This window comes from Halomonas sp. NO4 (assembly GCF_010994375.1).
Classification (GTDB): Bacteria; Pseudomonadota; Gammaproteobacteria; order Pseudomonadales; family Halomonadaceae; genus Halomonas.
The window spans coordinates 1-24,833 of record NZ_WHMA01000013.1 but is presented as its reverse complement, the minus strand read 5'-3'; the positions used below and the strand labels follow the sequence as shown (position 1 = coordinate 24,833).

Sequence of the window (24,833 nt, the reverse complement as noted above, 5' to 3'; positions counted from 1 at the left end):
GCGTTAAAAATCGCCTCAAAGTACTCATTTACAGCTCGTAAACTCCGTCTTTTCGCCAATTTTTGCCTTGTCTGACCATCGCTCGCGACTTTTCAGACAGAGCCTGCTACGAGAGAGAAATTGATGATCGCGACCCTGCCGCTGACCTTCCTGCTGCCCCTGGCCGGGACGCTGATCCTGGCCTTCTTCGGGGCGCGCCTGGGGGCGCGCGGCAGCGCCGGGGTCGGGGTGAGCAGCGTGGCGCTGGCGGCTCTGGCCACGGCGTTGCTGGCCCACGCCTACCTGGCCGCACCCGAGGCGCAGACGCTGACGCTGTGGCGCTGGATCGCGGTGGGCGACTTCCAGCCGACCATCGGCCTCAGGCTGGACGGTCTGTCGCTGACCCTGCTGGGTGTCATCACCGGCGTGGGTCTGCTGATCCACTGGTTTGCCGCCTGGTACATGCACGGGGAGGAGGGCGTCACGCGCTTCTACGCCTACATGAACCTCTTCGTGGCCAGCATGGTGCTGCTGGTGCTGGGCGACAACCTGCTGCTGCTGTTTCTCGGCTGGGAGGGGGTGGGGCTGTGCAGCTACCTGCTGATCGGTCACTACTACCGTACCGCCGCCAACGTGCGGGCGGCGTTCAAGGCCTTCCTCGTCACCCGCATCGGCGACGCCTTCCTGGCCATCGGGCTCTTCCTGCTGTTTCGCGAGCTGGGCACCCTGGACATCGCTGAGCTGCTCCGGCGGGCGCCCGAGCGCTGGGCCGCCGGCGACCCCGGGGTCGAGCTGGCGGCGCTGCTGCTGCTGGGCGGGGCGCTGGGCAAGTCGGCACAGCTACCGCTGCACACCTGGCTGGCCGACGCCATGGCCGGCCCCACCCCGGTGTCGGCGCTGATCCACGCGGCGACCATGGTCACCGCCGGGGTCTACCTGGTGGCGCGCCTGCACGGCGTCTTCCTGCTCGCCCCGGGGGTGCTGTGGCTGACCGGCGCCATCGGCGCGCTGACCCTGCTGGCGGCGGGCTGCGCCGCCCTGGCCCAGACGGACATCAAGCGCGTGCTGGCTTATTCGACCATGAGCCAGATCGGCTACATGTTCCTGGCGCTGGGGGTGGCCGGCTTCGAGGCGGCGATCTTCCACCTGATGACCCACGCCTTCTTCAAGGCACTGCTGTTCCTCGCCGCCGGGTCGGTGATCGTGAGCTGCCATCACGAGCAGGATCTGCGCCGCCTGGGCGGACTGTGGCGGCGCCTGCCGCTGGCCTACGCCGGCTTCCTGGTGGGCGGGGCGGCGCTGGCGGCGCTGCCGCTGGTCACCGCCGGCTTCTACAGCAAGGACGCCATCCTGTGGCAGGCCTTCGCCGCGGGCCACGGCGAGCTGCTGCTGGCCGGGCTGCTCGGCTCGTTGCTCACCGCGCTCTACACCCTGCGCCTGATCGTGGGCATCTTCCACGGCGCGGCGGGCAGCGACGGCGCCCGCCGCGCCGAATCGGGCAAGGGGCTGGCCCACGGGTTGCCGCTGGTCTCGCTGATGCTGCTGTCGACGGTTCTCGGCGCCTGGATTGAGCCGCCGCTCGCTGGCGTGCTGCCCGCCCCCCAGCACGGCCCGGCGGGCTGGCATCTGGCCCTGGAGGTCCTCGCCGGCAGCGTCGCCTTGCTGGGCATCGCCCTGGGTGCCTGGCTGTTCCTTTACCGTCGCGCCTGGCTGGCGGAGCGTGTCGCCCAGGGCCGGGGTGCCCGGCTGTGGCGACTGTGGCACCACGGCTGGGGCTTCGATGCCGCCTACGAGGGCCTGCTGGTGCGCCCCTATCGCGGCCTGGTGAGCGGGCTGCGTGGCGATGCCATCGATGCGCTGGGCCAGCGGCCGGCGCGCCTGGCGGGGTGGCTGCACGGGGCGCTGTCACGCACCCAGGGCGGCAAGCTGCGGTTCTACGCGGTGTCGATGGTGATCGGGGCGACCCTGATTCTGCTGGTGATGGTGGCGGCGGCGTAGCGCGCCGCTTTCCGGGCCGACAAGGAGCGCGAGGATGACGACGCAGTACCGGCAAGGAGTCCGCAACCCATGGCGTTGATCTGGCTGATCCTGATTCCCTTCCTGGGGGGGCTGGCGTGCTGGCTGGGGGAGCGCTGGGGCGAGGGGGTGCCGCGCTGGATCGCCCTGGGCAGCATGCTGCTGGTGCTGCTGATCACCCTGGGCCTCTGGTGGCAGGGCGACTACCAGTGGCCTGCCGGGGCCGAGGCGGATGCCGTGCCCTGGGCCCTGGAGTGGCGCGCGCCCTGGATACCCCGCTTGGGGATCGCGGTGCACCTGGCGCTGGATGGCCTGTCGCTGGTGCTGGTGGCGCTCTCCGCGCTGCTCGGCGTGCTGGCGGTGCTCTGCTCCTGGCACGAGATTCGCCGGCGGGTGGGCTTCTTTCACCTCAATCTGCTGTGGATCCTGGTCGGGGTGGTCGGGGTCTTCCTGGCCGTCGATCTGTTCCTGTTCTTCGCCTTCTGGGAAATGATGCTGGTGCCGATGTACTTCCTGATCGCGCTGTGGGGCCACAGCAGCGCGACGGGCTTCTCGCGCATCGGGGCGGCGACGAAGTTCTTCCTCTATACCCAGGCCAGCGGTCTGCTGATGCTGGTGGCGATCCTTGGCCTGGTCTTCGCGCACCGGGCCGCCACCGGTGAGCTCACCTTCAGCTACATGGCGCTGCGCGAGACCCCTCTCTCGGGCGAAGTGGCGATGTGGCTGATGCTGGGCTTCTTCCTCGCCTTCGCGGTGAAGCTGCCGGTGGTGCCCTTCCACGGCTGGCTGCCTGATGCCCATGCCCAGGCACCCACCGCCGGCAGCGTGGACCTGGCCGGCATCCTGCTCAAGACCGGGGCCTACGGCCTGCTGCGCTTCGTCCTGCCGCTGTTTCCCGAGGCCTCCCAGGCGATCGCCCCGCTGGCCATGGGGCTGGGGCTGGTGGGCATCGTCTACGGGGCGCTGCTCGCCTGCGGCCAGCAGGACATCAAGCGCTTCATCGCCTACACCAGCATCTCGCACATGGGGTTCGTGCTGATCGGCATCTATGCCGGTACCGAGCTGGCGCTGCAGGGCGTGGTGCTGCTGCTGGTGGCCCACGCCTTCTCCACCTCGGCGCTGTTCATCCTGAGCGGCCAGCTCCACGAGCGCCTGCACACCCGCAACCTGGGCGAGATGGGCGGCCTCTGGGGGCGGCTGGGCAGCTTACCGGGGTTCATGCTCTGTTTCATCGTCGCCTCCCTGGGCATGCCGGGAACCCTCAACTTCGTCGGCGAGTTCCTGATCCTGTTCGGCAGCTTCCCGGTGGCGCCCTGGACGGTGGCCATCGCCAGCGCCGGCCTGGTGCTGGCGGCGATCTATTCGCTTCTGCTGATGCAGCGGGTGCACTATGGCCCGCCCCGCGGCGAGGCGCGCCTGGCCGCTCTCGACGGGCGGGAATATGCCATGCTGCTGGGGCTGCTGGCCCTGGTGCTGGGGCTCGGGCTCTATCCGCAGCCGCTCCTCGACACCGCCGGCCCCGCCATGCAGGAGATCCCGCGCCTCTTCGACGAGGTCGCGATGCCGTCGTCCACCGCCGTGCCGCCGGGGGAGTCATGACCTTGACCGCAACGCACCTCCTGGCCCTGCTGCCGCTGATCCTCGTCTGTGCCGCGGCGATCACGGTGATGCTGGGTATCGCCTGGCGGCGCCGCCACGGCGCTACGGTGGCGCTCACCGTGGCCGGCCTCCTGGTCGGCCTGGTGGCGCTGCTGGTGCTCTGGTCGCGCCCGCCGGTCGCGGTTCCGCTGCTGGTCATCGACGGCCTGGCGCTACTGGCCGGCGCGACGATCCTGGGTGCCTCGCTGGTGTGTGTCGCCCTGGCCTATGGCTACCTGGAACGCTATCCGGGCCCCCGGGAAGAGTTCTACCTGCTGCTGCTGTGCGCCGCTGCCGGGGGCTTGGTGCTGGCGACCAGCCACCACCTCGCCACGCTCTTCATCGGCCTGGAGCTGCTCTCCATGCCGCTCTACGGCATGCTGGCCTACGCCTTTACCGAGCGGCGCTCGCTGGAGGCGGGGATCAAGTACTTCCTGCTGTCGGCGGCGGCCAGCGCCTTCCTGCTGTTCGGCATGGCGCTGATCTACGCCCAGACCGGGCGGTTGGACCTGGCGGCGGTGTCGGCCGTGTTCGGCGAACGCCCAGCGACCTGGGGCCTGGCCGGCATCGGCCTGCTGCTGGTCGGGCTGGGCTTCAAGCTGTCGATCGTGCCCTTCCACCTGTGGACGCCGGATGTCTACGACGGCGCGCCGGGTCCGGCGGCGACCTTCCTGGCCTCGGTGAGCAAGGTCGCGGTGTTCGTGGTGCTGCTGCGCCTGGTGCTGGGCACGCCCGGCTTTCAGCAGGAGGGGCTGCGCGGCCTGCTCGCTGCGCTGGCCCTGGCCGGCATGCTGGTGGGCAACCTGCTGGCCCTGCGGCAAGCCAATCTCAAGCGCCTGCTGGGGTATTCGTCGATCGCCCATTTCGGCTATCTGCTGGTGGTGCTGGTGGTGGGCGAGGGGCTGGCCCTGGAGACCAGCGGCGTCTATCTGGTCACCTACGTGGTGGCGACCCTTGCCGCCTTCGGCGCGATAACGCTTCTCTCCAGCCCCTACGGCGGCGGGGACGTGACGGCGCTGTACCACTACCGCGGCCTCTTCTGGCGGCGCCCCTGGCTCACGGCGGTGCTCACCCTGAGCCTGCTGTCGCTGGCCGGCATCCCCTTCACCGCGGGGTTCATCGGCAAGTTCTATGTCCTGGCGCTGGGCGTCGAGGCCGGTCGCTGGTGGCTGGTCGGCGGCATCCTGGTGGGCAGCGTCATCGGCCTCTACTACTACCTGCGGGCGATGGTCGCGCTCTACCTGGTGGAGCCCGGCCTGCGACGCCACGATGCCCCGTCCGACTGGGCAGGCCGGGCCGGCGGCCTGGTGGTGCTGGGGTTGGCGGTTCTGATCGTGCTGCTCGGTGTTTATCCCGGACCGCTGATCGAGTGGGTGGCCGGGGTCGAGGTCGCCGCCGCGGGGTGAGGGGCCGGCTCGCGGGAGCCGGCCCGGTCGCGGATCACAGCAGGGCGGGCAGCCAGGTGGCCAGGCCCGGGAACAGCGCCAGGGCGAGCAGCATGCCGAGCTGCAGCAGGATGAAGGGGATCACGCCCCGGTAGATCGCCGAGGTGGGGACCGACTCCGGGGTCACCCCGCGCAGGTAGAAGAGCGCGAAGCCGAACGGCGGCGTCAAGAAGGAGGTCTGCAGGTTCACGGCGATCATGATGCCCAGCCAGATGGGGTCGACGCCCATCATCAGCAACACCGGACCGACGATGGGCACCACCACGAAGGTGATCTCGATGAAGTCGAGGATGAAGCCGAGCAGGAAGATCACCAGCATCACCACCAGGGTGGCGCCCACCACGCCGCCGGGCAGCGACCCGAACAGCTCGGTGACCAGCTCCTCGCCGCCGAAGGCGCGGAACACCAGCGAGAAGAGCGCCGCGCCGATCAGGATCAGGAACACCATGCTGGTTACCTGGGCGGTGGCGTACACCGAGTCGCGCAGCATCGCCACGCTGACCCGGCGGTTGGCCAGCGCCAGCAGCAGGGCGCCGGTGGCGCCCACCGCCGAGGCCTCGGTGGGCGTGGCGAAGCCGCCGAGGATCGAGCCCAGCACGGCGACGATCAGCAGCACCGGGGGGATCAGCCCTTTCAGCAGCAGCGGCCAGAGGCTGCCGCGGTGGCCCAGCTCGCCCATCAGCGCGTCGCGCTCGACCGGCGGCGCGCTCTCGGGCCGCAGCCAGGCGGTGATCGCTACGTAGACGATGTAGGCCACCACCAGCAGCAGGCCGGGCAGCAGGGCACCGATGAACAGGTCGCCCACCGACACCGTCTTGGGGCTCCACACGCCCATGGCCAGTTGGGCCTGCTGGTAGGCGGTGGAGAGCACATCGCCGAGCAGCACGAGGGCGATGGAGGGCGGGATGATCTGCCCCAGGGTGCCGGTGGCGCAGATGCTGCCGGTGGCAAGCGACGGTGAATAGCCGCGCTTGAGCATGGTGGGCAGCGACAGCAGGCCCATGGTCACCACGGTGGCGCCGACGATGCCGGTGGAGGCGGCCAGCAGCATGCCCACCAGCACCACGGCGATGCCCAGGCCGCCGCGCAGCGCGCCGAACAGCAGCGCCATGGCGTCGAGCAGCGTCTCGGCGACCCGCGACTTCTCCAGCAGCACGCCCATCAGCACGAACAGCGGCACCGCGAGCAGGGTCTGGTTGGTCATGATGCCGTAGAGGCGGTTGGGCAGGGCTTCCAGATAGCGCCCCTCGAAGGGCACCGGCACTCCCAGCTGCAGCAGGAGGTGCCCGAGGCCGGCGAAGAGCAGGGAGGTGCCGGCCAGCGTCAGGGCCACCGGGTAGCCCAGCATCAGGGTGGCGCAGACGGTGGCGAACAGCAGCAGTGGCAGGAGTTCGAGCAGGGCCTCCACGTCAGATTCCCTCCTGGTGGTCGGGCGTGTCGGGCTGGTGCGGGGGGCGTCCGCGCAGGATCAGCCACTGGCGGATCAGCTGGGCCAGGCCCTGCACCAGCAGCAGGGCCACCATCACCGGGATCAGCGACTTGAGCAGGAAGACGGCGGGTATGCCGCCGTCCGGGGAGCGTTCCAGGATGGCCCAGCTGCTGCGCACGTAGTCGACGCTGCTGACGGCGATGAACAGTGCCACCGGGATCAGCAGCAGCAGGGTGCCGGCGAGGTCGATCCGGGCCCGGCCCCGGGGCGAGAGCTTGCGGTAGAAGATGTCCACGCGCACATGGCCGTCATGGCGCAGCGTCCAGGCGGCCCCCAGCAGAAAGACGGCGGCATGCATGTACATGACCGCTTCCTGCATGACGATGCTGTGAATGCCGAAGGCGTAGCGCATGACCACGATGGCGAACTGAACCAGCATCATGACCAGCACCAGCCAGGCGATGGAGCGCCCCACGACCTCGGTCAGGCCGTCGAGCCACCGCAGCAGGACCCGCTCCCGATTCGTGGAGGGCATGAGGAGTCTCTCATTGATACGGAATGGCGGGGGCATCATCGCCGATTCGTCCCGGCGAGTCATCCCCGCGCCTCAACGTCGCGCGGCGCGCTCGGCGATCTGGGTCCTGAGCGTCTCCCGGCAGGCCGGCGGCAGCTCCACGTCCACGGCGATCGGCAGGTGGTCGGAGAAGAGGTGATCGAGCACGCGCACGTCACGGGCGCGCAGGGTGCGCGAGATGAGGATGTGGTCGAGCGCCCGGCGCGGCTGCCAGGAGGGGTAGCTGAGCAGCGGGCGCACCGGGTGCAGCGGCAGGGAGGCGCAGAACCGCGAGTGGCTGTGCAGCTGTTCCGGCGTGCAGTTGAGATCGCCCATCACCACCACGTGGCGCAGCGGCTGAATCAGCTCGCTCAGGTAGTCCAGCTGGCGAACGCGACCGCGGTGGCTGAGCGCCAGGTGAGCGACGAACAGGTGCAGGGCGTCGGGGCCCGTGCCGAAGCGAGCATGAATGGCGCCGCGCCCGGGCAGGGTGCCGGGCAGGCGATGCTCCTCTAGTCGCGAGGGGGGCAGGCGCGACAGCAGTCCGTTGCTGTGCTGGGCAATGCGCCCCAGGTTGCGGTTGAGCTGCTGGTAGTGATGCGGAAAGCCGGCACGGGTGGCCAGGTACTCCACCTGGTTGACCTGGCTGGAGCGGAAGCTGCCGCCGTCGACCTCCTGCAGGCCGACCATGTCGAAGCGCCCCAGCACCTCGCTGACCATGTCCAGGCGGCGCAGGCGGCGTGGGTGGGGCAGCAGGTGTTGCCAGCTGCGGGTCAGGTAGTGGTGGTAGGCCGAGGTCTGGATACCCACCTGCATGTTGAAGGTGAGCAGCCGGAGCCGCCCCCCTTCCAGGAGCGGCAGGTGGGCCTCGGCCAGGTGTGACGCACGCTCAGTCTGCACGTTCCTCGCGGACCTTCTCGATCAGGGCGGCAGCAATCTGCGGCATGTTGTCGAGGCTGCCGGCGCTGCTCGGCGTCACCAGATAGCGGCCGTCGACCATCAGCGCCGGCACGCCCATCAGGCGCATGTCGCGCATGCGCGAGTGAGCCTGGTTGACCTGCGCCTTGACGCCGAAGGCGTCGAGCGCCTCGCGGGCCTCGGCCTCGCTCACCCCGTAGTCGCTGAACAGCTCCGCCACCTGGTCCATGTCGGTGAGCGAGCGGTTCTCCTCATGAATGGCGTGGAAGATGTCGGCGTGGGCCTCCTCGCGGATGCCCAGCTCCTCGGCAGCGTAGAAGACCCGGGCGTGGGTGTTCCAGTCGCCGCCCATGGTGGCCGGCAGGTGTACCACCTCGACGTCGTCGTCCAGGGTTGCATACCACTCGCGCACATGGCTCTGCAGGTTGTAGCAGTGCGGGCAGCCGTACCAGAAGGCCTCGGTGATCTCGATCTTGTCCTCCGCGACCCGGGTCTCGACCGGCTCGTCGAGCACCTCGTAGTGCTCGCCTTCGACGAGGTTCTGGGCAGAGGCCAGGCCCGACATGGCGAGGCCGGTCAGGGCAAGCATCAGGGACTTCAACATGGGCATCTCTCTCCTTGGGGTGGATCGCGTCCCGGCGCTGCCGGGCATCGCTGCCTTTGAGCCCGTCAGGCGGCTCGGGTTCCGGCGGATCATCCTCAGCATATGACAAGGGCGGCCCGAGGGCCGCCCTGTGGCATCGCACGCGGTGCGCTCAGTGCAGCCCGAGGATGTAGTTGGCTACGGCTTCCATGTCCTCGTCGCTCATCTTGGCGGCGATGTCGCGCATGATGGCGTTGGGATCGTTGGCGCGCTCGCCGGCCGCGAACTCCTGCAGGGTGGTCACCGTGTACTCGGCGAACTGGCCGGAGACGGCCGGGTAGACGGCGGTGCCGATGCCTTCGCCGGTGGGCGTATGGCAGGCGGCGCAGGCTGGGATGCCCTTGGCCGTGTCGCCAGCGCGGTAGAGTTCCTCGCCACGGGCCAGCAGCTCCTCGTCGTCCTGGGCCTGGCCGACGTTGACGTCCTGCTCGGCAAAGTAGGCGGCCACGTCCCAGGCATCCTGGTCGGAGAAGTTGTCGACCTGGCCGGCCATTTCCGGCACCTGGCGGTTGCCGTCGCGGATGTCCATGATCTGCTTGGCCGTGTAGGACATCTTCTGGCCGGCGAGATGCGGGAAGGAAGCGTTCGAGCTGATGCCGCCCTGCCCGTGGCAGGCGGCACAGGGTTGTGCCTTCTCGCGACCCGCGGCGGGGTCGGCATCCGCTGCCAGGTCCGCGTGGGCGGCGCCGACGGCGCCCATGGTGAATGCCAGGCTTGCCAGTAACTTTCTCATCGCTAATCCACTATGCCGTTGTGTTTGATTACCGGTACGCATCCTGGGTGCCGCCCAGGTCCCGCTGGTTCCAGGCCAGGCTCGCCCTGTCGTACGTCAGCGACTCTCCCCGCGGTCGCTGTCGACAAGAGCACGGTGGTAAACTAGCGCGCCCAGGTCGCAGACAAAAGACACTGCATTATAACGAATCCGGTGCGTATCGGGAATGCAGGTCATGCGCCCCGGCCGATGCCCCTCTGCCGCACAGTGATGCCATGCCTCGACTCAACTACCACACCGCCCGCTTCCTCACCAGCGCCCCGTCCCTCGCCCAGTGCCCGAGCGACGACGGCGCCGAGGTGGCCTTCGCGGGCCGCTCCAACGCCGGCAAGTCCAGCGCCATCAATGCCCTGACCCAGCAGAAGGCCCTGGCGCGCACGTCGCGCACCCCTGGGCGCACGCAGCTGATCAACTTCTTTACCGTGGCCGGCGAGGACGGCTGTCGACTCGTGGACCTGCCGGGCTACGGCTATGCCAAAGTGCCGGAGAAGGTCAAGCTGGAGTGGCAGCGACATCTAGCCGAGTACCTGCGTGCCCGGCGCTCGCTCCAAGGGGTGGTGCTGGTGATGGACGTGCGCCACCCGCTCACCGAGTTCGACCAGATGCTGCTGGGCTGGGCCGACGAGCAGGACATGCCGGTGCACATCCTGCTCACCAAGGCCGACAAGCTCAAGCCGGGGGCGGCGCGCAGCGCCCTGCAGCAGGTGCGCCACCGCCTGCAGGAGTGGGAGGACCTGGTGAGCGTGCAGCTCTTCTCGGCGCTCAAGCGCCAGGGGGTCGAGGAGGCGGGAGCGCGCCTCGATGCCTGGCTGCTCTCCGACTCGGAGGGCAGCCTCCTAGAGTAGCCAGATGGGGGCGCGCTCGCGGTGCAGCTCCAGCAGGCGCTGGCGCAGCTGACCGAGGCAGTCGGCATCGCAGTGGATGTTTTGTATAGCCTTTGTCGAGAGTGTCGAGGCCGGGCGCCCGGCCTCGGCCAGGCTGCTCGCTGCGGGGCTGGTGGCGGAAGGCGCCGCGCTCAGTGCCAGCCAGGCCAGCAGGGCGGAGCCGAGCACGCCGTGGCGCGTGAGCCATTGTCGATTGGGGCATCTGCGGTTGGGGCGCATGGGGCTGCCTCCTTGTACAGATGATGTACAAAAGTATGGTCCAGGATGGCGCATTCGGCAAGGTCGGTGCAGGCCTATTCTTCCAGCCGATCCAGCAGCGCCGGCAGCTCGCGTACGTGCTCGAGGCGATGCACGCCGGGGGGCAGCGGGCGCGCCGGGGCCTCGGTGGCGATCCACACCGCCTGCATGCCCAGGCGCCGCGCCGGTGCCACATCGTCGCGCCAGGAGTCGCCCACGTGCAGCGCTCGGGCCGGAGGGGTGTTCAGCTGCGCCAGGGCAGTGAGGAAGGGGCGCGGATGCGGCTTGGGCGCGAGCAGCTCGCCGGCGGCGATGGCCACCGGGAAGTGGGTGGCGAGAGGCAGGCGCCGCACGTCGACGTTGCCGTTGGTGATGCTGGCCAGGCGATAGGCCCGGCTCAGCCGCGTCAGCAGCTCGTCCACCTCGGGATAGGGCGTGACCCGGTGGCGCAGCGCCAGGAAGCGCTGCATGGCGGCCTCGGCCCAGCGCTCGGCGTCGCCGGCGGCGAGCCCGTAGTCGGTGAGCAGTGTCGCCAGGGCCTCACGGCGCAGCCAGGTGAAGTCGCCGCGGCGCAGGGGGTGCGCCGCGGCCAGCGCCTGGCGGCGGGCCACGTAGTTCGTCAGCGGGAAGTGCTCGGCGAAGCGCCGGGTCGGGGGGCGTCCGGCGCCGGCCAGCCAGTTTGCCAGGGCGGCATCCAGCCAGGCGTAGTGGCCGTTCTCGGTGTCGACCATCACCTGGCGGTTGTCCCACAGGGTGTCGTCGAGGTCGAAGGTCAGGGCGCGGATGCGCTGGCTGGGCCTCATGGGGTTCACTCGGGCGGTGGGCGGCGCCGGGCGCGCGGATGGGCGGCATCGTAGCTCTCCGCCAAGTGCTGCCAGTCCAGCCGCGTGTAGACCTGGGTGGTGGCCAGGTTGGCGTGGCCCAGCAGCTCCTGCACGGCGCGTAGGTCATGGCTTGACTCCAGCAGGTGGCTGGCGAAGGAGTGGCGCAGGCGGTGGGGGTGCAGGTGTTCGGGGAGCCCGCGGCGCCGTGCCAGCTCGGCGAGGCGCTTCTGGATGGCGCGATGACCGAGTCGCCCTCCGCGGGCGCCGACGAACAGGGCCGGCTCGCCGCCGGCGGCCAGCTGACCGCGCACCCCCAGCCAGGCGGTCAGGGCCTGGCGGGCGCGGCTTCCCACCGGCACCTGGCGCGGCTTGCCCCCCTTGCCGGTGACGCGCAGGCGCTGCGGCTGCAGGTCGCCGAGGTCGAGCCCGGCCAGCTCGGCGAGGCGCAGGCCGCTGGAGTAGAAGAGCTCGAGCATGGCCTGGTCGCGCCACGCCAGCGGCGTGTCGTCGTGGGGCGTATCGAGAAAGCGCGCCAGCAGGTCGGCGTCCAGCGGCTTGGGCAGGTGCGACGGCTGGCGCGGCGCGGGGGCGAGGCTCACCGGGTTGTGGCTCAGCACGCCACGGGCCACCAGGTAGGCGGCGAAGCGCGACACGGCGGCGCGGCGTCGTGCCAGGCTGCGCGGGGCCAGTCCGCGGGCGCGCTCGCTGCCCAGAAAGCGGCGCACCAGGGCGCCATCCAGCGCGCCGGCGTCGTGCACCCCCTGCTCTCCCAGAAAGCCGACGAACGCCGCCAGGTCGCGGCGATAAGCGCTCAGCGTGGCCGGGCTGGCGGTCTCCGCGAGTTCGGCGAGGCAGCCGGCCACTTGGTCGTGCAGGGCGTCCTCAGCCATGGGGGGCCGGGCCGAGGCGGCTCAGCAGGCGCGCCAGGACGTCGCTGACGTACTCGGTGAACAGGGTGTCCATGCTGGCGCGGAAGTGGTCCGGGTCGGGGCTGGCCAGGACCAGGAAGCCGAGGGGCTCGCCCAGGGCGAGGCGCGACAGGGCGCAGGAGCCGGGCTGGCGCGGGGCCTCGGTGTGCGGCAGCAGCTGGGCCCAGTCGGTGGCGGTGAGGCGCGTGCAGCGGCTGGTGCGCCCGTCGAGCAGCGCCGCCAGGCGCGCCCGGGCGTGATCGTCGAGCACCTGGCGCGGTGCCTGGGGCGGCTGCGGTTCGCGATCGGTGAGCGCGGGCTCGCACCACACCGCCACCGCGGGAATCTGGAAGCGCTCGGCCATCTGGGTGGCCAGCGCCTGGCCCAGGGCATCGGGAGTCTCGGCCTCGAGCAGGCCCAGCACCAGCTCGCGGGTGCGACGATACTGCGCCTCGTTGTGGCGCGCCGACTCCAGCAGCTGCTCGAGTCGCCACTCGGCCTGCTCGGCGCGGTGGCGCAGGTCGTGGACCAGACGTTCGAGCAGCGAGGTGGCGCCGCCCGCTTCGGGGTGCGGCACCTTGAGCTGCTGCAGCAGGCCCTCACGGCCGACGAAGAAATCCGGATGGCGAGCCAGCCACTCGGCCACCCGGTCGGGATCCAGGGTCTTGCGCGGTTCGGGGGCGGCTCGAGACATGGCGGACTCCTTGATGAGGGAAGGGGCGGTCAGGCGAGGACGACACGCCCGTCGAAGACGCGTTGGGCCGGGCCGGTCATGGTCAGGGGGGCGTCGCCGCCCGGCCAGGCGATGCGCAGCTCGCCGCCGCGCAGGTGCACGGTGACCGGGCTCTCGAGCACCCCCTGGCGGATACCGCAGGCCACGGCGGCGCAGGCCCCAGTGCCGCAGGCCAGCGTCTCGCCGCTGCCGCGCTCGTACACCCGCAGGCGAATCTCGTGGGGCGAGACCACCTGCATGAACCCCACGTTGACGCGCTTGGGAAAGCGCGGGTGCGCCTCGATGGCCGGCCCGAGACGCGCCACCGGGGCGGTGTCGACGTCGTCGACGCGCAGCACCGCATGGGGGTTGCCCATCGACACCGTGCCGATCTCGACACGCTCGCCGTCGACCTCCAGGGCATGCAGCAGGCGGTCGTCATCGGCCGTGAAGGGCAGCGCGGCGGGGTCGAAGCGTGGCCGGCCCATGTCCACCGTGACCCGGTCGTCGTCCTCGACGCACAGCGTCAACGGCCCGCCGGCGGTTTCCACGCGGATCTCGCGCTTGTGGGTGAGGCGCTGGTCGCGCACGAAGCGGGCGAAGCAGCGCGCGCCGTTGCCGCAGTTCTCCACCTCGCTGCCGTCGGCGTTGAAGATGCGGTAGCGGAAGTCCATGTCCGGGTCGCGCGGCGGCTCGACGACGAGTAGCTGGTCGAAGCCCACGCCGAAGCGGCGGTCGGCCAGGTGACGGATTTGCTCGTCGCGCAGGCGGGCACGCTGGGTGACCAAGTCGACCACCATGAAGTCGTTGCCGAGGCCGTGCATCTTGGTGAAGTGCAGCAGCATCAGCGGTGCTCCTCGCCCTGGGGCAGCCGCGACTCGCCGGCCCAGAGGTCGGCCAGCGTCTCGCGGCGGCGGACGACGTGGTAGCGGTCGGCGTCCACCATCACCTCGGCGGGGCGCGGGCGGCTGTTGTAGTTGGAGGTCATCACGAAGCCGTAGGCGCCGGCCGAGCGCACGGCGAGCAGGTCGCCCTCGGCGATGGCCAGCTCGCGCTCCTTGCCCAGAAAATCGCCGGTCTCGCACACCGGGCCCACCACGTCGTAGGTGGCGCTCTCGCGCACCGGGCGGGTGTCCACCGGGAGGATCGCCTGCCACGCCTGGTAGAGCGCGGGGCGGATCAGGTCGTTCATGCCGGCATCGACGATGGCGAAGCTCTTGCTCTCGCCGGGCTTGAGGTACTCGACGCGGGTGAGCAGCACCCCGGCATTGGCGGCGATGGAGCGCCCCGGCTCGAAGAGCAGGGTGAGCCGCTCGCCGCCCTCCCACTGGGCGAGGCGCTCGAGCAGCGAGGCGGCGTAGTCGAAGGGCGCCGGCGGGCGCTCGTCGCGGTAGGGCACGCCGAGCCCGCCCCCGAGGTCGAGGTGCGCGACCTCGATGCCGCGCTCGCGCAGCCGCCCGAGCAGCACCAGCAGGCGATCCAGGGCGTCGAGGAAGGGGGCGAGTTCGGTGAGCTGCGAGCCGATATGGCAGTCGAGCCCCACCACCTTCACGCCGGGCAGGGTGGCGGCGAGCTCGTAGACCGCCAGCGCCTCGTCCACCGGGATGCCGAACTTGTTCTCCTTGAGGCCAGTGGAGATGTAGGGGTGGGTGCCGGCATCGACGTCGGGATTGACGCGCAGCGACACCGGGGCCACGGCGCCGAGGCGGCTGGCCACGGCGCTCAGGCGCTCGAGCTCGGGGCGCGACTCGACGTTGAAGCACTTGATGCCCACCTCGAGCGCGCGGGCCATCTCCGCCTCCTGCTTGGCCACGCCGGAGAAGACCACCTTGGCCGGGTCGCCGCCGGCGGCGAGCACGCGCTCCAGCTCGCCCACGGAGACGATGTCGAAGCCGGCGCCGAGGCGCGCCAGCAGATCGAGCACCGCCAGGTTGGAGTTGGCCTTCACCGCATAGCAGATGAGGTGGGGGTGGCTGCCCAGCGCCTCGGTGTAGGCGCGGAAGTGGCGGGTGAGCGTGGCCCGCGAGTAGACGTAGCAGGGCGTGCCCATCTCGTCGGCGATCTGGGTCAGGGGGACTTGCTCGCCGTAGAGCACGCCGTCGCGGTAGTCGAAGTGGTCCATGGTCAGTCGTTGTCCTCGTCGGCCGGCGCGTTCGGCTGTGCCGTGTTGCCACCGGAGCGCTCGGCGGCGGCCTCGTCGTCCGGCAGGTAGAGCGGGCCCTTCTGCCCGCAGCCGGCCACGAGCAGCGCTGCCAGCAGGGCGGTGCCCAGCGCCAGGCGCCCCGTCATGTCGGTTGCTCCAGGCGGGCCAGGGCGTCGCGGGCCCGCTGGGCGGCGGCGCGGACCTGGTCCGGGGCCGTGCCGCCGATGTGGTTGCGGGCCGCCACCGACCCTTCCAGGGTCAGCACCTCGAAGACGTCGGCCTCGATGGTGGCGGAAAACTGCCGCAGCTCGTCGAGCGTCATCTCGGAGAGGTCTTTGCCCTGCGCGAGGCCGTAGGCCACCGACTGGCCGACGATCTCGTGCGCGTCGCGGAAGGCGACGCCGCGGCGCACCAGGTAGTCGGCGAGGTCGGTGGCGGTGGAGAAGCCCTTGCGCGCGGCCTCGGCCATGTTGTCGGCCTTGGCTTCGATGGCCGGCACCATGTCGGCGAAGGCCTTGAGGCAGTCGCGCACCGTGTCGACGCTGTCGAACAGTGGCTCCTTGTCCTCCTGGTTGTCCTTGTTGTAGGCCAGCGGCTGCGATTTCATCAGCGTCAGCAGACCCATCAGGTGACCGTAGACGCGCCCGGTCTTGCCACGCACCAGCTCAGGCACGTCAGGGTTCTTCTTCTGCGGCATGATCGAGGAGCCGGTGCAGAAGCGGTCGGGCAGGTCGATGAAGTCGAACTGGGCGCTGGTCCACAGCACCAGTTCCTCGCTCATGCGCGACAGGTGCATCAGCAGCAGGCTGGCGAAGCCGGTGAACTCGATGGCGAAGTCGCGATCGCTCACCGCGTCCAGCGAGTTCTCGGCGGGGCGCGCGAAGCCCAGCAGCTCGGCGGTGACGTGGCGGTCGATGGGGTAGGTGGTGCCGGCCAGTGCCGCCGCACCCAGCGGCAGCACGTTCACCCGCCCCCGGCAGTCGCGCAGGCGCTCGTGGTCGCGGGCGAGCATCTCCTGCCAGGCCAGCAGGTGGTGGCCGAAGGTCACCGGCTGGGCGGTCTGCAGGTGGGTGAAGCCGGGCATGATGGTGTCGGCCTCGCGCACGGCGAGCTCGATCAACCCCTCGCGCAGCCGCCGCAGTTCGCCGTCGATGCCGTCGATGGCGTCGCGCAGGTAGAGGCGGATGTCTGTGGCCACCTGGTCGTTGCGCGAACGGCCGGTGTGCAGCTTCTTGCCGGTGATGCCGATCTTCTCGGTGAGGCGCGCCTCGATGTTCATGTGCACGTCCTCGAGCGGCACCGACCATGCGAACTCGCCGCGCTCGATCTCGCCGCGGATCTCGGCGAGGCCGTCGACGATGGCGTCGCGTTCGACGTCGGTCAGCACGCCGACCCGCGCCAGCATGGTGGCGTGGGCGATGGAGCCCTGGATGTCCTGCAGCGCGAGGCGCTGGTCGAAACCGACCGAGGCGGTGAAGCGGGCGACGAAGGCGTCGGTGGGTTCGCTGAAGCGGCCGCCCCAGGACTGGTTGGTACCGGGATTGGAGGAGTCTGTGCTCATCGGCGTGAACAACCTGCAAGATGCTTGGATGGTGCGGGAGCGAGGCCAGTGCGCGGCCCGCGGTCATGGTGTCGCAGTGTACCAGAGTCGGCGCGGCTGGCGAGGGGCGGGCGCCGGCAGCAGGCGGCGAGTTTTTCCTGCTCCCCCGGGTGCTTTATGATGGACGGCAACGAACCGAGATGCCCGCGGCCGCGACCGGGTGCGGCACCAACCGCTCAGACGGGCCCGTCGGGCCCCAGCATGGGGAGAACCACGTGCGATCCATCGAAACGCTGCGTATTGCCACGCGCAAGAGTCAACTGGCCATGTGGCAGGCCGAACACGTCCGTGACCGGCTGATGGCCGAGCATCCCGGCCTCACGGTGGAGCTGGTCGCGCTCTCCACCCGTGGCGACAAGATCCTCGACACGCCGCTGGCCAAGGTGGGCGGCAAGGGGCTCTTCGTCAAGGAGCTGGAGGAGGCGATTCTCGATGGGCGCGCCGATATCGCCGTGCACTCCATGAAGGACGTGCCCATGCATTTCCCCGAGGGGCTGGGCCTCTCGGTGATCCTGGCCGGCGCCGAGCCCACCGATGCCTTCGTCTCCAATGCCTATCGCTCCCTGGACGAGCTGCCCGAGGGCGCGCGCGTCGGGACGTCCAGCCTGCGCCGCGGCCTGCAGATGCGCGAGGCGCGTCCCGATCTGGAGATCCTCACCCTGCGCGGCAATGTCCAGACCCGCCTGGGCAAGCTCGACGCCGGCGAGTTCGACGCCATCCTGCTCGCCACCTCCGGCCTCAAGCGGCTGGGGCTCGAGGACCGCATCGCCATGGAGCTGCCCCCGGAGGTGTGCCTGCCGGCCTGTGGCCAGGGCGCCCTGGGCATCGAGTGCCGCATCCACGACCCCGAGCTGATCAATCTGCTGGCGCCCCTCGACGACCCCATCACCGCCACCCGGGTGCGTGCCGAGCGCGCCATGAACACCCGCCTGGAAGGCGGTTGCCAGGTGCCCATCGGCGGCTACGCCACCTTCGAGAACGACGGCCAGACGCTGTGGCTGCGGGCCCTGGTGGGCAACCCCGACGGCACCGAGGTGCTGCGCGCCGAGGGACGCGGCTCGATCCACGAGCCGGAGGCGCTGGGCATCCGGGTCGCCGAGGACCTGCTCGAGCAGGGCGCCGGGGAGATCCTCGCCGAGGTCTACGGCGGCTGATGGCCGCTCCCCGGCCGGTTCTCATCTGCCGTCCGGGCGAGCGGGCCCGGGCGCTGGCCACGGCCATCGAGGCGGCGGGGTTCCCGGTGGCCCACCTCGAGGCCATGGCGCTGGAGCCGCTGCCGGAAACCCCGGCGATGCGCGCGGCCTGGCTCGATTTCGACCACTTCCACCGGGTGGTGGTGGTCAGCCCCTTCGCCGCCGAGTGCCTGCATGACGCCCTGGATCGCTACTGGCCGCAGCTGCCCCTGGGCACGGCCTGGTACGCCGTCGGGGCGGCCACGGCCGAGGTGCTGCACGAGCGGCTGGGGGTGCGGGTTCATGTGCCGCCCGCCGAGGCCGGCGAGGACACCAGCGAGGCGCTGCTGCGGCTCGGCTCCCTGCGCGCCCTCGCCGACCAGTGCGTGCTGCTGGTGGCCGGCGAGGGCGGACGGGCGCTGCTTGGCGATACCCTTGCCGCGCGCGGCGCCCGGGTGATGCGGCTCGCGCTCTATCGGCGACGCCTGCAGCCGCCGCCCCCCGCCGTGGCGGCGCGCCTGGCGAGCGGCGATTTCCGCGCGCTGGTGATCAGCAGCGGAGAATTGCTGCAACATCTGGCAAGATGGTGCACCGAGTCGACCTTGAACCAACCGCTAATCGTGTCCAGTCGTCGTTTGGCTACACTGGCCGTCAACCTGGGGTTTCGTACCCCCGTGGTGGCGTCGGGTGCCACTCCGGCCGCACTGGCCGACGCGGTGGCCGGGGCCTGCGACCCCGAGGATGCCGATGTCGATCACGAAGATCTCGAATAAGGGCTAGCGACTGATGAGCAAACAGACCAACGAGCAGGACGAACGCAAGTCGTCATCCGGCGAGGCCGAGACCGCCGACCAGGGCAGCGGTGCCAAGGGCACTGCCTCGCCTGACCAATCGTCGCAGCAGGGGGAGGCCACCGGCAAGGCCGAGAAGGCCCCCCCCAACCGTTCGGGATCGAGTCGTGGCACCCCCGCCGCCAGCCAGGCGGCCAGCAAGGCGAGCGACGCGGAGAGCAAGCCCGGGGCAGCTGCGAGCGGTGCCAAGGCGGCCGCCGAGAAGTCGAAGGCATCCGCCACCGACAAGTCTCAGCCCAGCAAGACGGGCGCCCAGGCCAGCAAGACGAGCACCCAGAGCAGCAAGGCGCAGTCCGGCAAGGGGAGCAGCCAGGGCGGCAAGTCGCAAGCCAGCAAGGCAGGTGCCCAAGGGGGCAAGCCGGAGACGAGCGGCAAGGCCGAAACGCCCGCCTCGGGCGCCGCCGCTGCCTCCGGCGGTGGCGCGTCCGGCAGGGGCGGCGCCACCGCTGCCGGTGGCGGCAACGGCGGCCAGCATAAGGGCAGCAAGAGCGGTGCCCTGGCGCTGGTGCTGGTGGTGGTGCTGGCGCTGGCCGTGGGCTTCTTCGCCCAGCGCATGTGGCAGCGCGTCGACGCCCAGCAGCAGCGCCTGGTCGAGCTCGAGTCGCGCGCCGAGAGCGCCGCCACCCAGGACGCCCTGGCCGAGCTGGAGGCCCGCCTGGAAGAGGGCGAGAGCGAGCGCAACGCCGAGCTGAACGCGGCTCTGGAGGAGCTGCGCGAGCGCTTCGCCAGCTACCGCAGCGAGATCGATGGCACCCTGGATCAGGTGCTCGACGAGCTCTCCAGCGAGCAGGAGCCCGATGCCCGCGAGTGGCTGCACGCCGAAGCCGCCTACCTGCTGCGCCTGGCCAACCAGCGCCTGCAGCTCGAGCGCGACGTCGAGGGCGCCATCGCCCTGCTGCGCACCGCCGACGAGCGCCTGAGCGAGGCCGACAATCCCGCGCTGCTCTCCGTGCGCCGCGCCATCGCCTCGGAGATCGCCATTCTCGAAGGGGTGCCGCAGGTCGATCGCACCGGCCTCTATCTGGAGCTAAACGCCCAGCAGGAGCGCCTCGCCCAGCTGCCGCTCTCCCGCGAGCTGGAGGAGATCCCCGCCCGCGCGGGTCTCGAGGAGGCGCCCAGCGGTGGCTGGCAGCAGCAGCTGTCGCGCTTCGGCGAAGAGCTCAAGGACCTAGTGGTGATTCGCCACCACGACCAGGCGCTGGAGAGCCTGATCAGCCCCGAGCAGGAATCCTACCTGCGCCAGAGCGCTCGCCTGGTGCTGGAGCAGGCCCAGTTGGCCCTGCTCGAGGAGGAGCAGGCGCTCTATGAGGCGAGCCTCGACAAGGCGTTGTCGATGATCGACGGCTACTACGACACCGGCCGTGAGGAAGTGCAGGCCGTCATCGAGCGCCTCGAGTCCCTCCAGGAGCGGACCATCCGCCCCGAGCTGCCCGACATCAGCGGCTCCCAGGAGGCGCTCGCCACCTTCATCGAGCGGCGCTTCGGCTCGCGCAACGATCAGGGAGATGACGCATGAGAAAGCTGATCCTGCTCGTCGTCGTCGGCCTGGCGCTGGGGGCGCTGTTCGGCCAGCTGATGGTGTCGCTCCCCGGCTATTGGTTGATACGGGTGGGCGAGACCTCCGTGCAGACCTCGTTCTGGTTCGGGCTGGTGCTTCTGCTCGCCGCCTTCCTGGTACTGCACTTCGCCCTGCGCGTGTTGACGCGCCTGTCGCGCCCGGTCTCCCGCTTCAAGGTGTGGAACAGCCGCACCCGTCACCGCAACGCCATGAAGCGCACCGTGCGCGGCCTGGTGGCGCTGGCTGAGGGGCGCTGGAAGCGCGCCGAGAAGGCGCTGGTCAAGGCCGCTGACGACTCCAGCACGCCGCTGGTCAACTACCTCTCCGCGGCACTCGCGGCCCACTATCAGGGCCGCTTCGAGCAGGCCGATACCCTGCTCAAGCGCGCCCACCTCAGCACCCAGGGAGCCGATACCGCGGTGGGTCTGATGCAGGTGCAGCTGATGCTCGACCGCCAGCAGTACGAGGAGGCGCTGGCCATCCTCACGCGGCTCGACCGCCAGCTGCCCAACCACCCCCAGGTGCTCAAACAGCTCAAGCAGGCCTACCTGAGCGTCAGCGACTGGGAGGGCCTGCGCCGCCTGATGCCGCGCCTGGCCGCCCGTCAGCTGGTGTCCGCCGAGGAGCGCCACGAGCTGGAATACCGTGCCTATCGCGAGCTGCTGATCCAGGAAGCTCGCGATCCCAGCCACGTGGAGCGGGTGCGCAACCTCTGGGCCGACATGCCCGATTCGCTGCGTGGCAACGTCGAGCTCATCGCGCTCTACACCGAGGCCCTGGTGCGCGGCAAGGAGGAGGGGATCGCCGAGCGGCTGCTGCGCCACTCCCTCAAGGAGCACTGGGACAGCCGCCTGGTGCTGCGCTACGGCCTGCTCAACGTCGACCCGGCGCGCCAACTGGTCCACGCCGAAAAGTGGCTTCAGGAGCGGCCCAACGACCCCGACCTGCTGCTCACCCTGGGACGGCTGTCGCTGCGCAATGCCTACTGGGGCAAGGCCCAGGAGTACTTCGAGGCCAGCCAGCGCCAGCGCCCCAGCGGCGTGGTGTGTGCCGAGCTGGCGCGCCTCTACGCCAACCTGGGCGAGCACAACAAGAGCCAGCTCTACTACCGCCAGAGCGTCGAGCTGCTCGACAAGTCGCTGCCGTCGTTGCCCCAGCCGGCCGAGGTGGCCGCCAACGGCAAGCCGGCGGAGAAGGAGAAGGGGCGCAAGGCCGGGTAGGCGTCACAAGGCGGTGTCGTGAGGCGCCGCTGTCCTCCTCTCCACGCAAGCGGGGGGCTGCCTTGGGCAGCCCCCCGCTTGCGTTGTCCCCTTGGAAAGCGAGGCCGGGCGAGGTCCCTGGCCGCGGTTCACGGCCAGGGACGGGCTCAGTCCTCGTCTTCGTCGAAGTCGCCCTTGCGGGCGGGGTTGGGCCGAGCGCGCGGGTCCTCCTCGCCGGCCCGGCTGCTGGCCTCGGAGCTGGGCTGGCCGCCGGGGCGGCCATCCACATCGAAGGCCTGCTGCATGACGCGCAGGTTGGCGGGCGGTGCCTCGCCCTCCTTGCCCACGCCGAAGTAGAGGGTGGTGTGGGGGAAGGGAATCTCGATGCCCTTGGCGTCGAAGTGCAGCTTGACCAGGCGATTGTAGGCGCGGCCTACCGCCCACTGGGTGCCCGGGGTGGTCTTGATGCGCACGCGAATGTTCACCGAACTGTCGGCCAGCGCGATGACACCGGCCACTTCCAGGGGCGCGACCAGGTTCATCCGGTGCTCCTCGTCGTTGCTCAGCTCGTCGAACGCCTCGCGCAGGGCGATGATCGCCTCGTCGATGCTCTCGCGATAGGCGATGCCGTACTCGCCCACGTGGTAGGCGAACTCGCGCATGTAGTTGGAGACGGTGTCCACGCTGGAGAAGGGCACGATGTGGTAGGTGCCGTTGAGGTCGCGAATGCCCACCGAGCGGATGCTGAGGCGCTCGGCCACGCCGGTGATCCCGCCCACGGTGACCACGTCGCCGGTGTTCATGGCATTCTCGACCTGGATGAAGATGCCGGTGATGACGTCCTGGACCAGCTTCTGGGCCCCGAAACCGATGGCCAGGCCCAGTACACCGGCACCGGCGATCAGCGGGCCGATGTTGATGCCGATCTCGGCCAGCACGATCATCGCGGTGATGGTCAGCACGGCGATGGCCAGGGCGTTGCGGAACAGCGTCAACAGCGTCTTGGCGCGCGCCGAGGGTTCGCCGGTGCCAGTCTCGGGGTTGAGCTTGTGCTCGATCAGGCTGGCCAGCCCCAGCCAGGCGGCGATGGCGATCACCAGGATGAAGGCCACGCTGACCAGCTTGCCGATCAGGCCGCGCCCCGTCTCGGAGGCGTACCAGCCGGCCAGGTCGAAGGCGCTCCAGGCGTTGAGCACCAGCAGGATCACGGCGATCAGGATCACCGTGCGCAGCACCCGCAGGGCATTGGGCACGTAGGCGTTGAGGCGCGGCTCGAGCATCGGCAGCTTGCGGCGCAACTCGTCGGAGAGGCGGATGCGCCGGCCGATGGTCTGGGTCAACAGGGTAGAGATCAGCATGCCGGCAACCACGGCGGCCAGGGTCTTGAGGGTGGCGAAGAGCACGAACGGCAGGGCGTCGGCCGGCCGGGTCAGCGTCAGCACCAGTACCACCAGGAAGTAGGCCAGGGCGAAGAGGTGCCAAGTGCGGGCGAACAGCTGCAACGACAGGCGCGTGGCGGCCAGCTCGGTGCGGGCGCCCAGCGCCATCAGGTTGTCGCGCAGGCGAACACGGTTCTTGAGCACCACCGTCACGGCATAGAGGAAGGCGCCGAGCATGATCAGGGTGCCGATGCCCTGGCCGAGCGCCGGCGACAGGTAGAAGTTGGTCAGCGGCACCACCACCATCAGGCCATAGCCCACCAGGCCCACCAGGCGGGCGATCCAGCGGTTCCAGTAGGCGGCCTCGGCGGCGGCGATGGGCAGCAGGCGCAGCCCTTCGTAGCGCGACGAGAAGAGCATGCGTACCCCCGCCTTGATCAGCTCGATGACCAGGAAGGCGTTGAGGAACAGCGAGGCGCGGGTGGAGAGCTCGCCGGTCTCGCCGACGGCGAAGGTGGCGATGAGGTTGCCGCCCAGATAGGCCAGTGCCACCACCAGCACGTCGACCGCGGCGGCCAGGGCCACGCACAGCACCAAGCGCAGTACCGGCGTCAGGCCGTTTCCGGCCAGCGACCACTGACTCAAGCGCGTGAACAGCGGGCGCACCAGGCGGCGAAAGGCCACGAAGAGCACGAAGGTGGCGAGAATCACCAGCCCCAGGTTGATGGCGGCCGAGGTGAAGGCGGCTATGTCGAAGCGCCCGGCATCGCCGCTGGCAAGGCCGGTGAGGACACCGATCAGGTTGTCGAACTGGCTGCCGATATCGCCGGCGATGCGGCTGGTGAGTTCGGCCAGCTGCCGGGGCAGCGAGGGGGCGGCGGTGTCCTCCTCGGCGGCGGGGGCGGCCGCGTCCGTCTCTTCCGCCAGGCCGCGCAGCTGTTCGATCAGCTGCTGGCGTGTCTGGTCGTTCTCCAGCAGGTCGGCCAGGGTGTCGTAGGCCGGCGGCTCGCTGCCGCTCGCTTCCTGGGGGGCCTGTGCCTGGACCGGTGCGACTGTCGCCAGCAGGGCGAGCAGCAACCAGCCAAGGAGCAGGGGTAGGGCTCGCAATGACTTCACGCGGTGACCTCCATCTCGTGGCGTGTGAGAACGCATCCATCGGGCCGCACCCGGGGGCTGCTCGTCGGATAGGGCGGCATGATACGGTTTTTCCACCCGGATCACGACCCGGTGGCACTGACGTACAAGTGTTGTACATCAGTGCCCGGTTGCCAATGGGCGGATGCGTCGTGCGGCTCACTCGCTCGAGCGGTCGCTCACCCAGGCGCCGGCGTCGGGAATGGTCATGGTGTAGCTCTGGCTCAGCCAGGGCGAGCTGATCATGAAGTCGGCGCTGGCGGCGTTGCAGGCCACCGGCACGTTCCACAGCGCCGCCAGGCGAAGTAGCGCCTTGACGTCGGGGTCGTGGGGCTGGGGGGCGAAGGGGTCCCAGAAGAAGATCAACAGGTCGAGCTTCTGCTCGGTGATCAGGGCGCCGATCTGCTGGTCGCCGCCCAGCGGGCCGCTCATCAGTCCCTGAACGGGCAGGCCCAGGGTGCGTGAGACCCGGCTCGCCGTGGTGCCGGTACCGACGAGTTCGTGGTCGGCCAGGGTCTCCTGCCAGCGCCCCGCCCACTCCAGCAGCTCCTCCTTCTTGCCGTCGTGGGCGATCAGGGCGATGCGCTTGCGCGCCGGGAGGGTGCGCGTCACGGTGCGCCGCGGTCGGGGATCGCTCATGGTGTCATACCTTCAGGATTTTCAGGGTATTGGTGCCGCCGTGGGCGTTCATGTGATCGCCGCGGGTGAGAATCACGTGATCTCCCGGCGCAGCGGTGCCGTGCGCCACCACCCGCGCCAGCGCCGCGTCGTTGAGCGCCTCGGCGGCCATCGCGCTGGTGTCGAAGGGCAGCGACACCACCCCCCGATAGAGCGCCATG

24 protein-coding genes are annotated in these 24,833 nt (G+C 70.1%); 8 read left to right on the top strand and 16 right to left on the bottom strand.

What is annotated here, in order from left to right; genetic code table 11:
- Positions 1-123 precede the first annotated feature (123 nt).
- From nuoL to nuoN, 3 genes are all read left to right on the top strand, one after another.
- On the top strand, positions 124-1,977 hold the full coding sequence (gene nuoL, locus FEF15_RS10980; RefSeq protein ID WP_240454141.1) for an NADH-quinone oxidoreductase subunit L: 1,854 nt from the start codon (positions 124-126) through the stop codon (positions 1,975-1,977).
- A 69-nt stretch (positions 1,978-2,046) separates the two neighbouring features.
- The gene (nuoM, locus tag FEF15_RS10975; protein WP_163559205.1) at positions 2,047-3,594 is read left to right on the top strand and encodes an NADH-quinone oxidoreductase subunit M; all 1,548 of its coding nucleotides are present in this window, start codon (positions 2,047-2,049) and stop codon (positions 3,592-3,594) included.
- On the top strand, positions 3,591-5,039 hold the full coding sequence (nuoN, locus tag FEF15_RS10970) for an NADH-quinone oxidoreductase subunit NuoN (protein WP_163559204.1): 1,449 nt from the start codon (positions 3,591-3,593) through the stop codon (positions 5,037-5,039). Before nuoM ends, nuoN begins: the two co-directional genes overlap by 4 nt.
- Positions 5,040-5,073: 34 nt before the next feature.
- On the opposite strand, the gene FEF15_RS10965 is transcribed toward nuoN, so the two are convergent.
- The 5 genes from FEF15_RS10965 to FEF15_RS10945 form a co-directional block, all read right to left on the bottom strand.
- Positions 5,074-6,477 (bottom strand): TRAP transporter large permease subunit, encoded by a 1,404-nt coding sequence (locus FEF15_RS10965; protein ID WP_163559269.1) that lies wholly within the window; start codon positions 6,475-6,477, stop codon positions 5,074-5,076.
- A gap of 10 nt (positions 6,478-6,487) precedes the next feature.
- A complete protein-coding gene (locus FEF15_RS10960; protein ID WP_163559203.1) occupies positions 6,488-7,042 on the bottom strand; it encodes a TRAP transporter small permease subunit in 555 nt (184 codons plus the stop codon).
- A gap of 72 nt (positions 7,043-7,114) precedes the next feature.
- Positions 7,115-7,876, bottom strand: coding sequence for an endonuclease/exonuclease/phosphatase family protein (locus tag FEF15_RS10955; protein ID WP_163559268.1), 762 nt, complete (start codon positions 7,874-7,876; stop codon positions 7,115-7,117).
- Positions 7,877-7,949: 73 nt separating this feature from the next.
- A complete protein-coding gene (locus FEF15_RS10950) occupies positions 7,950-8,582 on the bottom strand; it encodes a thiol:disulfide interchange protein DsbA/DsbL (RefSeq protein WP_163559202.1) in 633 nt (210 codons plus the stop codon).
- A gap of 151 nt (positions 8,583-8,733) precedes the next feature.
- A complete protein-coding gene (locus FEF15_RS10945; protein WP_163559201.1) occupies positions 8,734-9,354 on the bottom strand; it encodes a c-type cytochrome in 621 nt (206 codons plus the stop codon).
- 254 nt (positions 9,355-9,608) lie between these two features.
- On the opposite strand from FEF15_RS10945, the gene yihA reads away from it, so the two are divergent.
- Complete coding sequence (gene yihA, locus FEF15_RS10940; RefSeq protein ID WP_163559200.1) at positions 9,609-10,238, top strand: ribosome biogenesis GTP-binding protein YihA/YsxC; 630 nt, start codon at positions 9,609-9,611, stop codon at positions 10,236-10,238.
- Here yihA and FEF15_RS10935 read toward each other — a convergent pair.
- From FEF15_RS10935 to argH, 8 genes are all read right to left on the bottom strand, one after another.
- Positions 10,230-10,496 carry a hypothetical protein gene (locus tag FEF15_RS10935; protein ID WP_163559199.1) on the bottom strand — a complete coding sequence of 89 codons (267 nt, stop codon included), beginning with the start codon at positions 10,494-10,496 and terminating at the stop codon, positions 10,230-10,232. The genes yihA and FEF15_RS10935 overlap by 9 nt on opposite strands.
- Positions 10,497-10,570: 74 nt before the next feature.
- Positions 10,571-11,317: an HAD-IA family hydrolase gene (locus FEF15_RS10930; RefSeq protein ID WP_163559198.1), complete on the bottom strand. Its 747-nt coding sequence runs from the start codon at positions 11,315-11,317 to the stop codon at positions 10,571-10,573.
- Positions 11,318-11,322: 5 nt separating this feature from the next.
- The gene (locus FEF15_RS10925; RefSeq protein WP_163559197.1) at positions 11,323-12,228 is read right to left on the bottom strand and encodes a tyrosine recombinase XerC; all 906 of its coding nucleotides are present in this window, start codon (positions 12,226-12,228) and stop codon (positions 11,323-11,325) included.
- Positions 12,221-12,940: a DUF484 family protein gene (locus FEF15_RS10920; protein WP_163559196.1), complete on the bottom strand. Its 720-nt coding sequence runs from the start codon at positions 12,938-12,940 to the stop codon at positions 12,221-12,223. Before FEF15_RS10920 ends, FEF15_RS10925 begins: the two co-directional genes overlap by 8 nt.
- A 29-nt stretch (positions 12,941-12,969) precedes the next feature.
- Positions 12,970-13,803 (bottom strand): diaminopimelate epimerase, encoded by an 834-nt coding sequence (gene dapF / locus FEF15_RS10915; protein ID WP_163559195.1) that lies wholly within the window; start codon positions 13,801-13,803, stop codon positions 12,970-12,972.
- Positions 13,803-15,080, bottom strand: a complete 1,278-nt coding sequence (gene lysA / locus FEF15_RS10910) for a diaminopimelate decarboxylase (protein WP_163559194.1) — start codon at positions 15,078-15,080, stop codon at positions 13,803-13,805. The genes dapF and lysA overlap by 1 nt, the downstream gene beginning before the upstream one ends.
- Positions 15,081-15,082: 2 nt before the next feature.
- Complete coding sequence (locus FEF15_RS10905; protein WP_163559193.1) at positions 15,083-15,247, bottom strand: lipoprotein; 165 nt, start codon at positions 15,245-15,247, stop codon at positions 15,083-15,085.
- On the bottom strand, positions 15,244-16,662 hold the full coding sequence (argH, locus tag FEF15_RS10900) for an argininosuccinate lyase (RefSeq protein WP_163559192.1): 1,419 nt from the start codon (positions 16,660-16,662) through the stop codon (positions 15,244-15,246). The genes FEF15_RS10905 and argH overlap by 4 nt, the downstream gene beginning before the upstream one ends.
- A 254-nt stretch (positions 16,663-16,916) precedes the next feature.
- Here argH and hemC point away from each other — a divergent pair, with 254 nt between their 5' ends.
- The 4 genes from hemC to FEF15_RS10880 are packed head-to-tail and all read left to right on the top strand — an operon-like array spanning position 16,917 to position 21,502.
- Positions 16,917-17,855 carry a hydroxymethylbilane synthase gene (hemC, locus tag FEF15_RS10895; protein ID WP_163559191.1) on the top strand — a complete coding sequence of 313 codons (939 nt, stop codon included), beginning with the start codon at positions 16,917-16,919 and terminating at the stop codon, positions 17,853-17,855.
- Positions 17,855-18,646 carry a uroporphyrinogen-III synthase gene (locus tag FEF15_RS10890; RefSeq protein ID WP_163559190.1) on the top strand — a complete coding sequence of 264 codons (792 nt, stop codon included), beginning with the start codon at positions 17,855-17,857 and terminating at the stop codon, positions 18,644-18,646. Before hemC ends, FEF15_RS10890 begins: the two co-directional genes overlap by 1 nt.
- A 13-nt stretch (positions 18,647-18,659) precedes the next feature.
- Positions 18,660-20,240, top strand: coding sequence for a uroporphyrinogen-III C-methyltransferase (locus tag FEF15_RS10885; protein WP_163559189.1), 1,581 nt, complete (start codon positions 18,660-18,662; stop codon positions 20,238-20,240).
- On the top strand, positions 20,237-21,502 hold the full coding sequence (locus FEF15_RS10880; protein ID WP_163559188.1) for a heme biosynthesis HemY N-terminal domain-containing protein: 1,266 nt from the start codon (positions 20,237-20,239) through the stop codon (positions 21,500-21,502). Before FEF15_RS10885 ends, FEF15_RS10880 begins: the two co-directional genes overlap by 4 nt.
- A gap of 146 nt (positions 21,503-21,648) precedes the next feature.
- On the opposite strand, the gene ybiO is transcribed toward FEF15_RS10880, so the two are convergent.
- The 3 genes from ybiO to FEF15_RS10865 all read right to left on the bottom strand — a co-directional run.
- The gene (ybiO, locus tag FEF15_RS10875) at positions 21,649-23,976 is read right to left on the bottom strand and encodes a mechanosensitive channel protein (RefSeq protein ID WP_240454140.1); all 2,328 of its coding nucleotides are present in this window, start codon (positions 23,974-23,976) and stop codon (positions 21,649-21,651) included.
- A gap of 177 nt (positions 23,977-24,153) precedes the next feature.
- Positions 24,154-24,633 carry a methylglyoxal synthase gene (locus tag FEF15_RS10870; protein ID WP_163559186.1) on the bottom strand — a complete coding sequence of 160 codons (480 nt, stop codon included), beginning with the start codon at positions 24,631-24,633 and terminating at the stop codon, positions 24,154-24,156.
- Positions 24,634-24,637: 4 nt separating this feature from the next.
- Positions 24,638-24,833 (bottom strand): pyruvate kinase alpha/beta domain-containing protein (locus FEF15_RS10865; protein ID WP_276208209.1); only part of this gene is annotated, 196 nt, incomplete at its 5' end.

Excerpts from the sequence above, each read along its gene's own strand:
- nuoL (WP_240454141.1), top strand. The coding sequence starts at position 124 with ATGATCGCGACCCTGCCGCTGACCTTCCTGCTGCCCCTGGCCGGGACG.
- nuoN (WP_163559204.1), top strand. The coding sequence starts at position 3,591 with ATGACCTTGACCGCAACGCACCTCCTGGCCCTGCTGCCGCTGATCCTC.
- FEF15_RS10930 (WP_163559198.1), bottom strand. The coding sequence starts at position 11,317 with ATGAGGCCCAGCCAGCGCATCCGCGCCCTGACCTTCGACCTCGACGAC.
- FEF15_RS10945 (WP_163559201.1), bottom strand. The coding sequence starts at position 9,354 with ATGAGAAAGTTACTGGCAAGCCTGGCATTCACCATGGGCGCCGTCGGC.
- FEF15_RS10890 (WP_163559190.1), top strand. The coding sequence starts at position 17,855 with ATGGCCGCTCCCCGGCCGGTTCTCATCTGCCGTCCGGGCGAGCGGGCC.
- FEF15_RS10960 (WP_163559203.1), bottom strand. The coding sequence starts at position 7,042 with ATGCCCTCCACGAATCGGGAGCGGGTCCTGCTGCGGTGGCTCGACGGC.
- nuoM (WP_163559205.1), top strand. The coding sequence starts at position 2,047 with ATGGCGTTGATCTGGCTGATCCTGATTCCCTTCCTGGGGGGGCTGGCG.
- FEF15_RS10925 (WP_163559197.1), bottom strand. The coding sequence starts at position 12,228 with ATGGCTGAGGACGCCCTGCACGACCAAGTGGCCGGCTGCCTCGCCGAA.
- lysA (WP_163559194.1), bottom strand. The coding sequence starts at position 15,080 with ATGGACCACTTCGACTACCGCGACGGCGTGCTCTACGGCGAGCAAGTC.
- FEF15_RS10905 (WP_163559193.1), bottom strand. The coding sequence starts at position 15,247 with ATGACGGGGCGCCTGGCGCTGGGCACCGCCCTGCTGGCAGCGCTGCTC.
- FEF15_RS10885 (WP_163559189.1), top strand. The coding sequence starts at position 18,660 with ATGAGCAAACAGACCAACGAGCAGGACGAACGCAAGTCGTCATCCGGC.
- FEF15_RS10935 (WP_163559199.1), bottom strand. The coding sequence starts at position 10,496 with ATGCGCCCCAACCGCAGATGCCCCAATCGACAATGGCTCACGCGCCAC.
- FEF15_RS10880 (WP_163559188.1), top strand. The coding sequence starts at position 20,237 with ATGAGAAAGCTGATCCTGCTCGTCGTCGTCGGCCTGGCGCTGGGGGCG.
- FEF15_RS10955 (WP_163559268.1), bottom strand. The coding sequence starts at position 7,876 with ATGCAGGTGGGTATCCAGACCTCGGCCTACCACCACTACCTGACCCGC.
- FEF15_RS10920 (WP_163559196.1), bottom strand. The coding sequence starts at position 12,940 with ATGTCTCGAGCCGCCCCCGAACCGCGCAAGACCCTGGATCCCGACCGG.
- argH (WP_163559192.1), bottom strand. The coding sequence starts at position 16,662 with ATGAGCACAGACTCCTCCAATCCCGGTACCAACCAGTCCTGGGGCGGC.
- FEF15_RS10870 (WP_163559186.1), bottom strand. The coding sequence starts at position 24,633 with ATGAGCGATCCCCGACCGCGGCGCACCGTGACGCGCACCCTCCCGGCG.
- FEF15_RS10950 (WP_163559202.1), bottom strand. The coding sequence starts at position 8,582 with ATGTTGAAGTCCCTGATGCTTGCCCTGACCGGCCTCGCCATGTCGGGC.
- yihA (WP_163559200.1), top strand. The coding sequence starts at position 9,609 with ATGCCTCGACTCAACTACCACACCGCCCGCTTCCTCACCAGCGCCCCG.
- dapF (WP_163559195.1), bottom strand. The coding sequence starts at position 13,803 with ATGCTGCTGCACTTCACCAAGATGCACGGCCTCGGCAACGACTTCATG.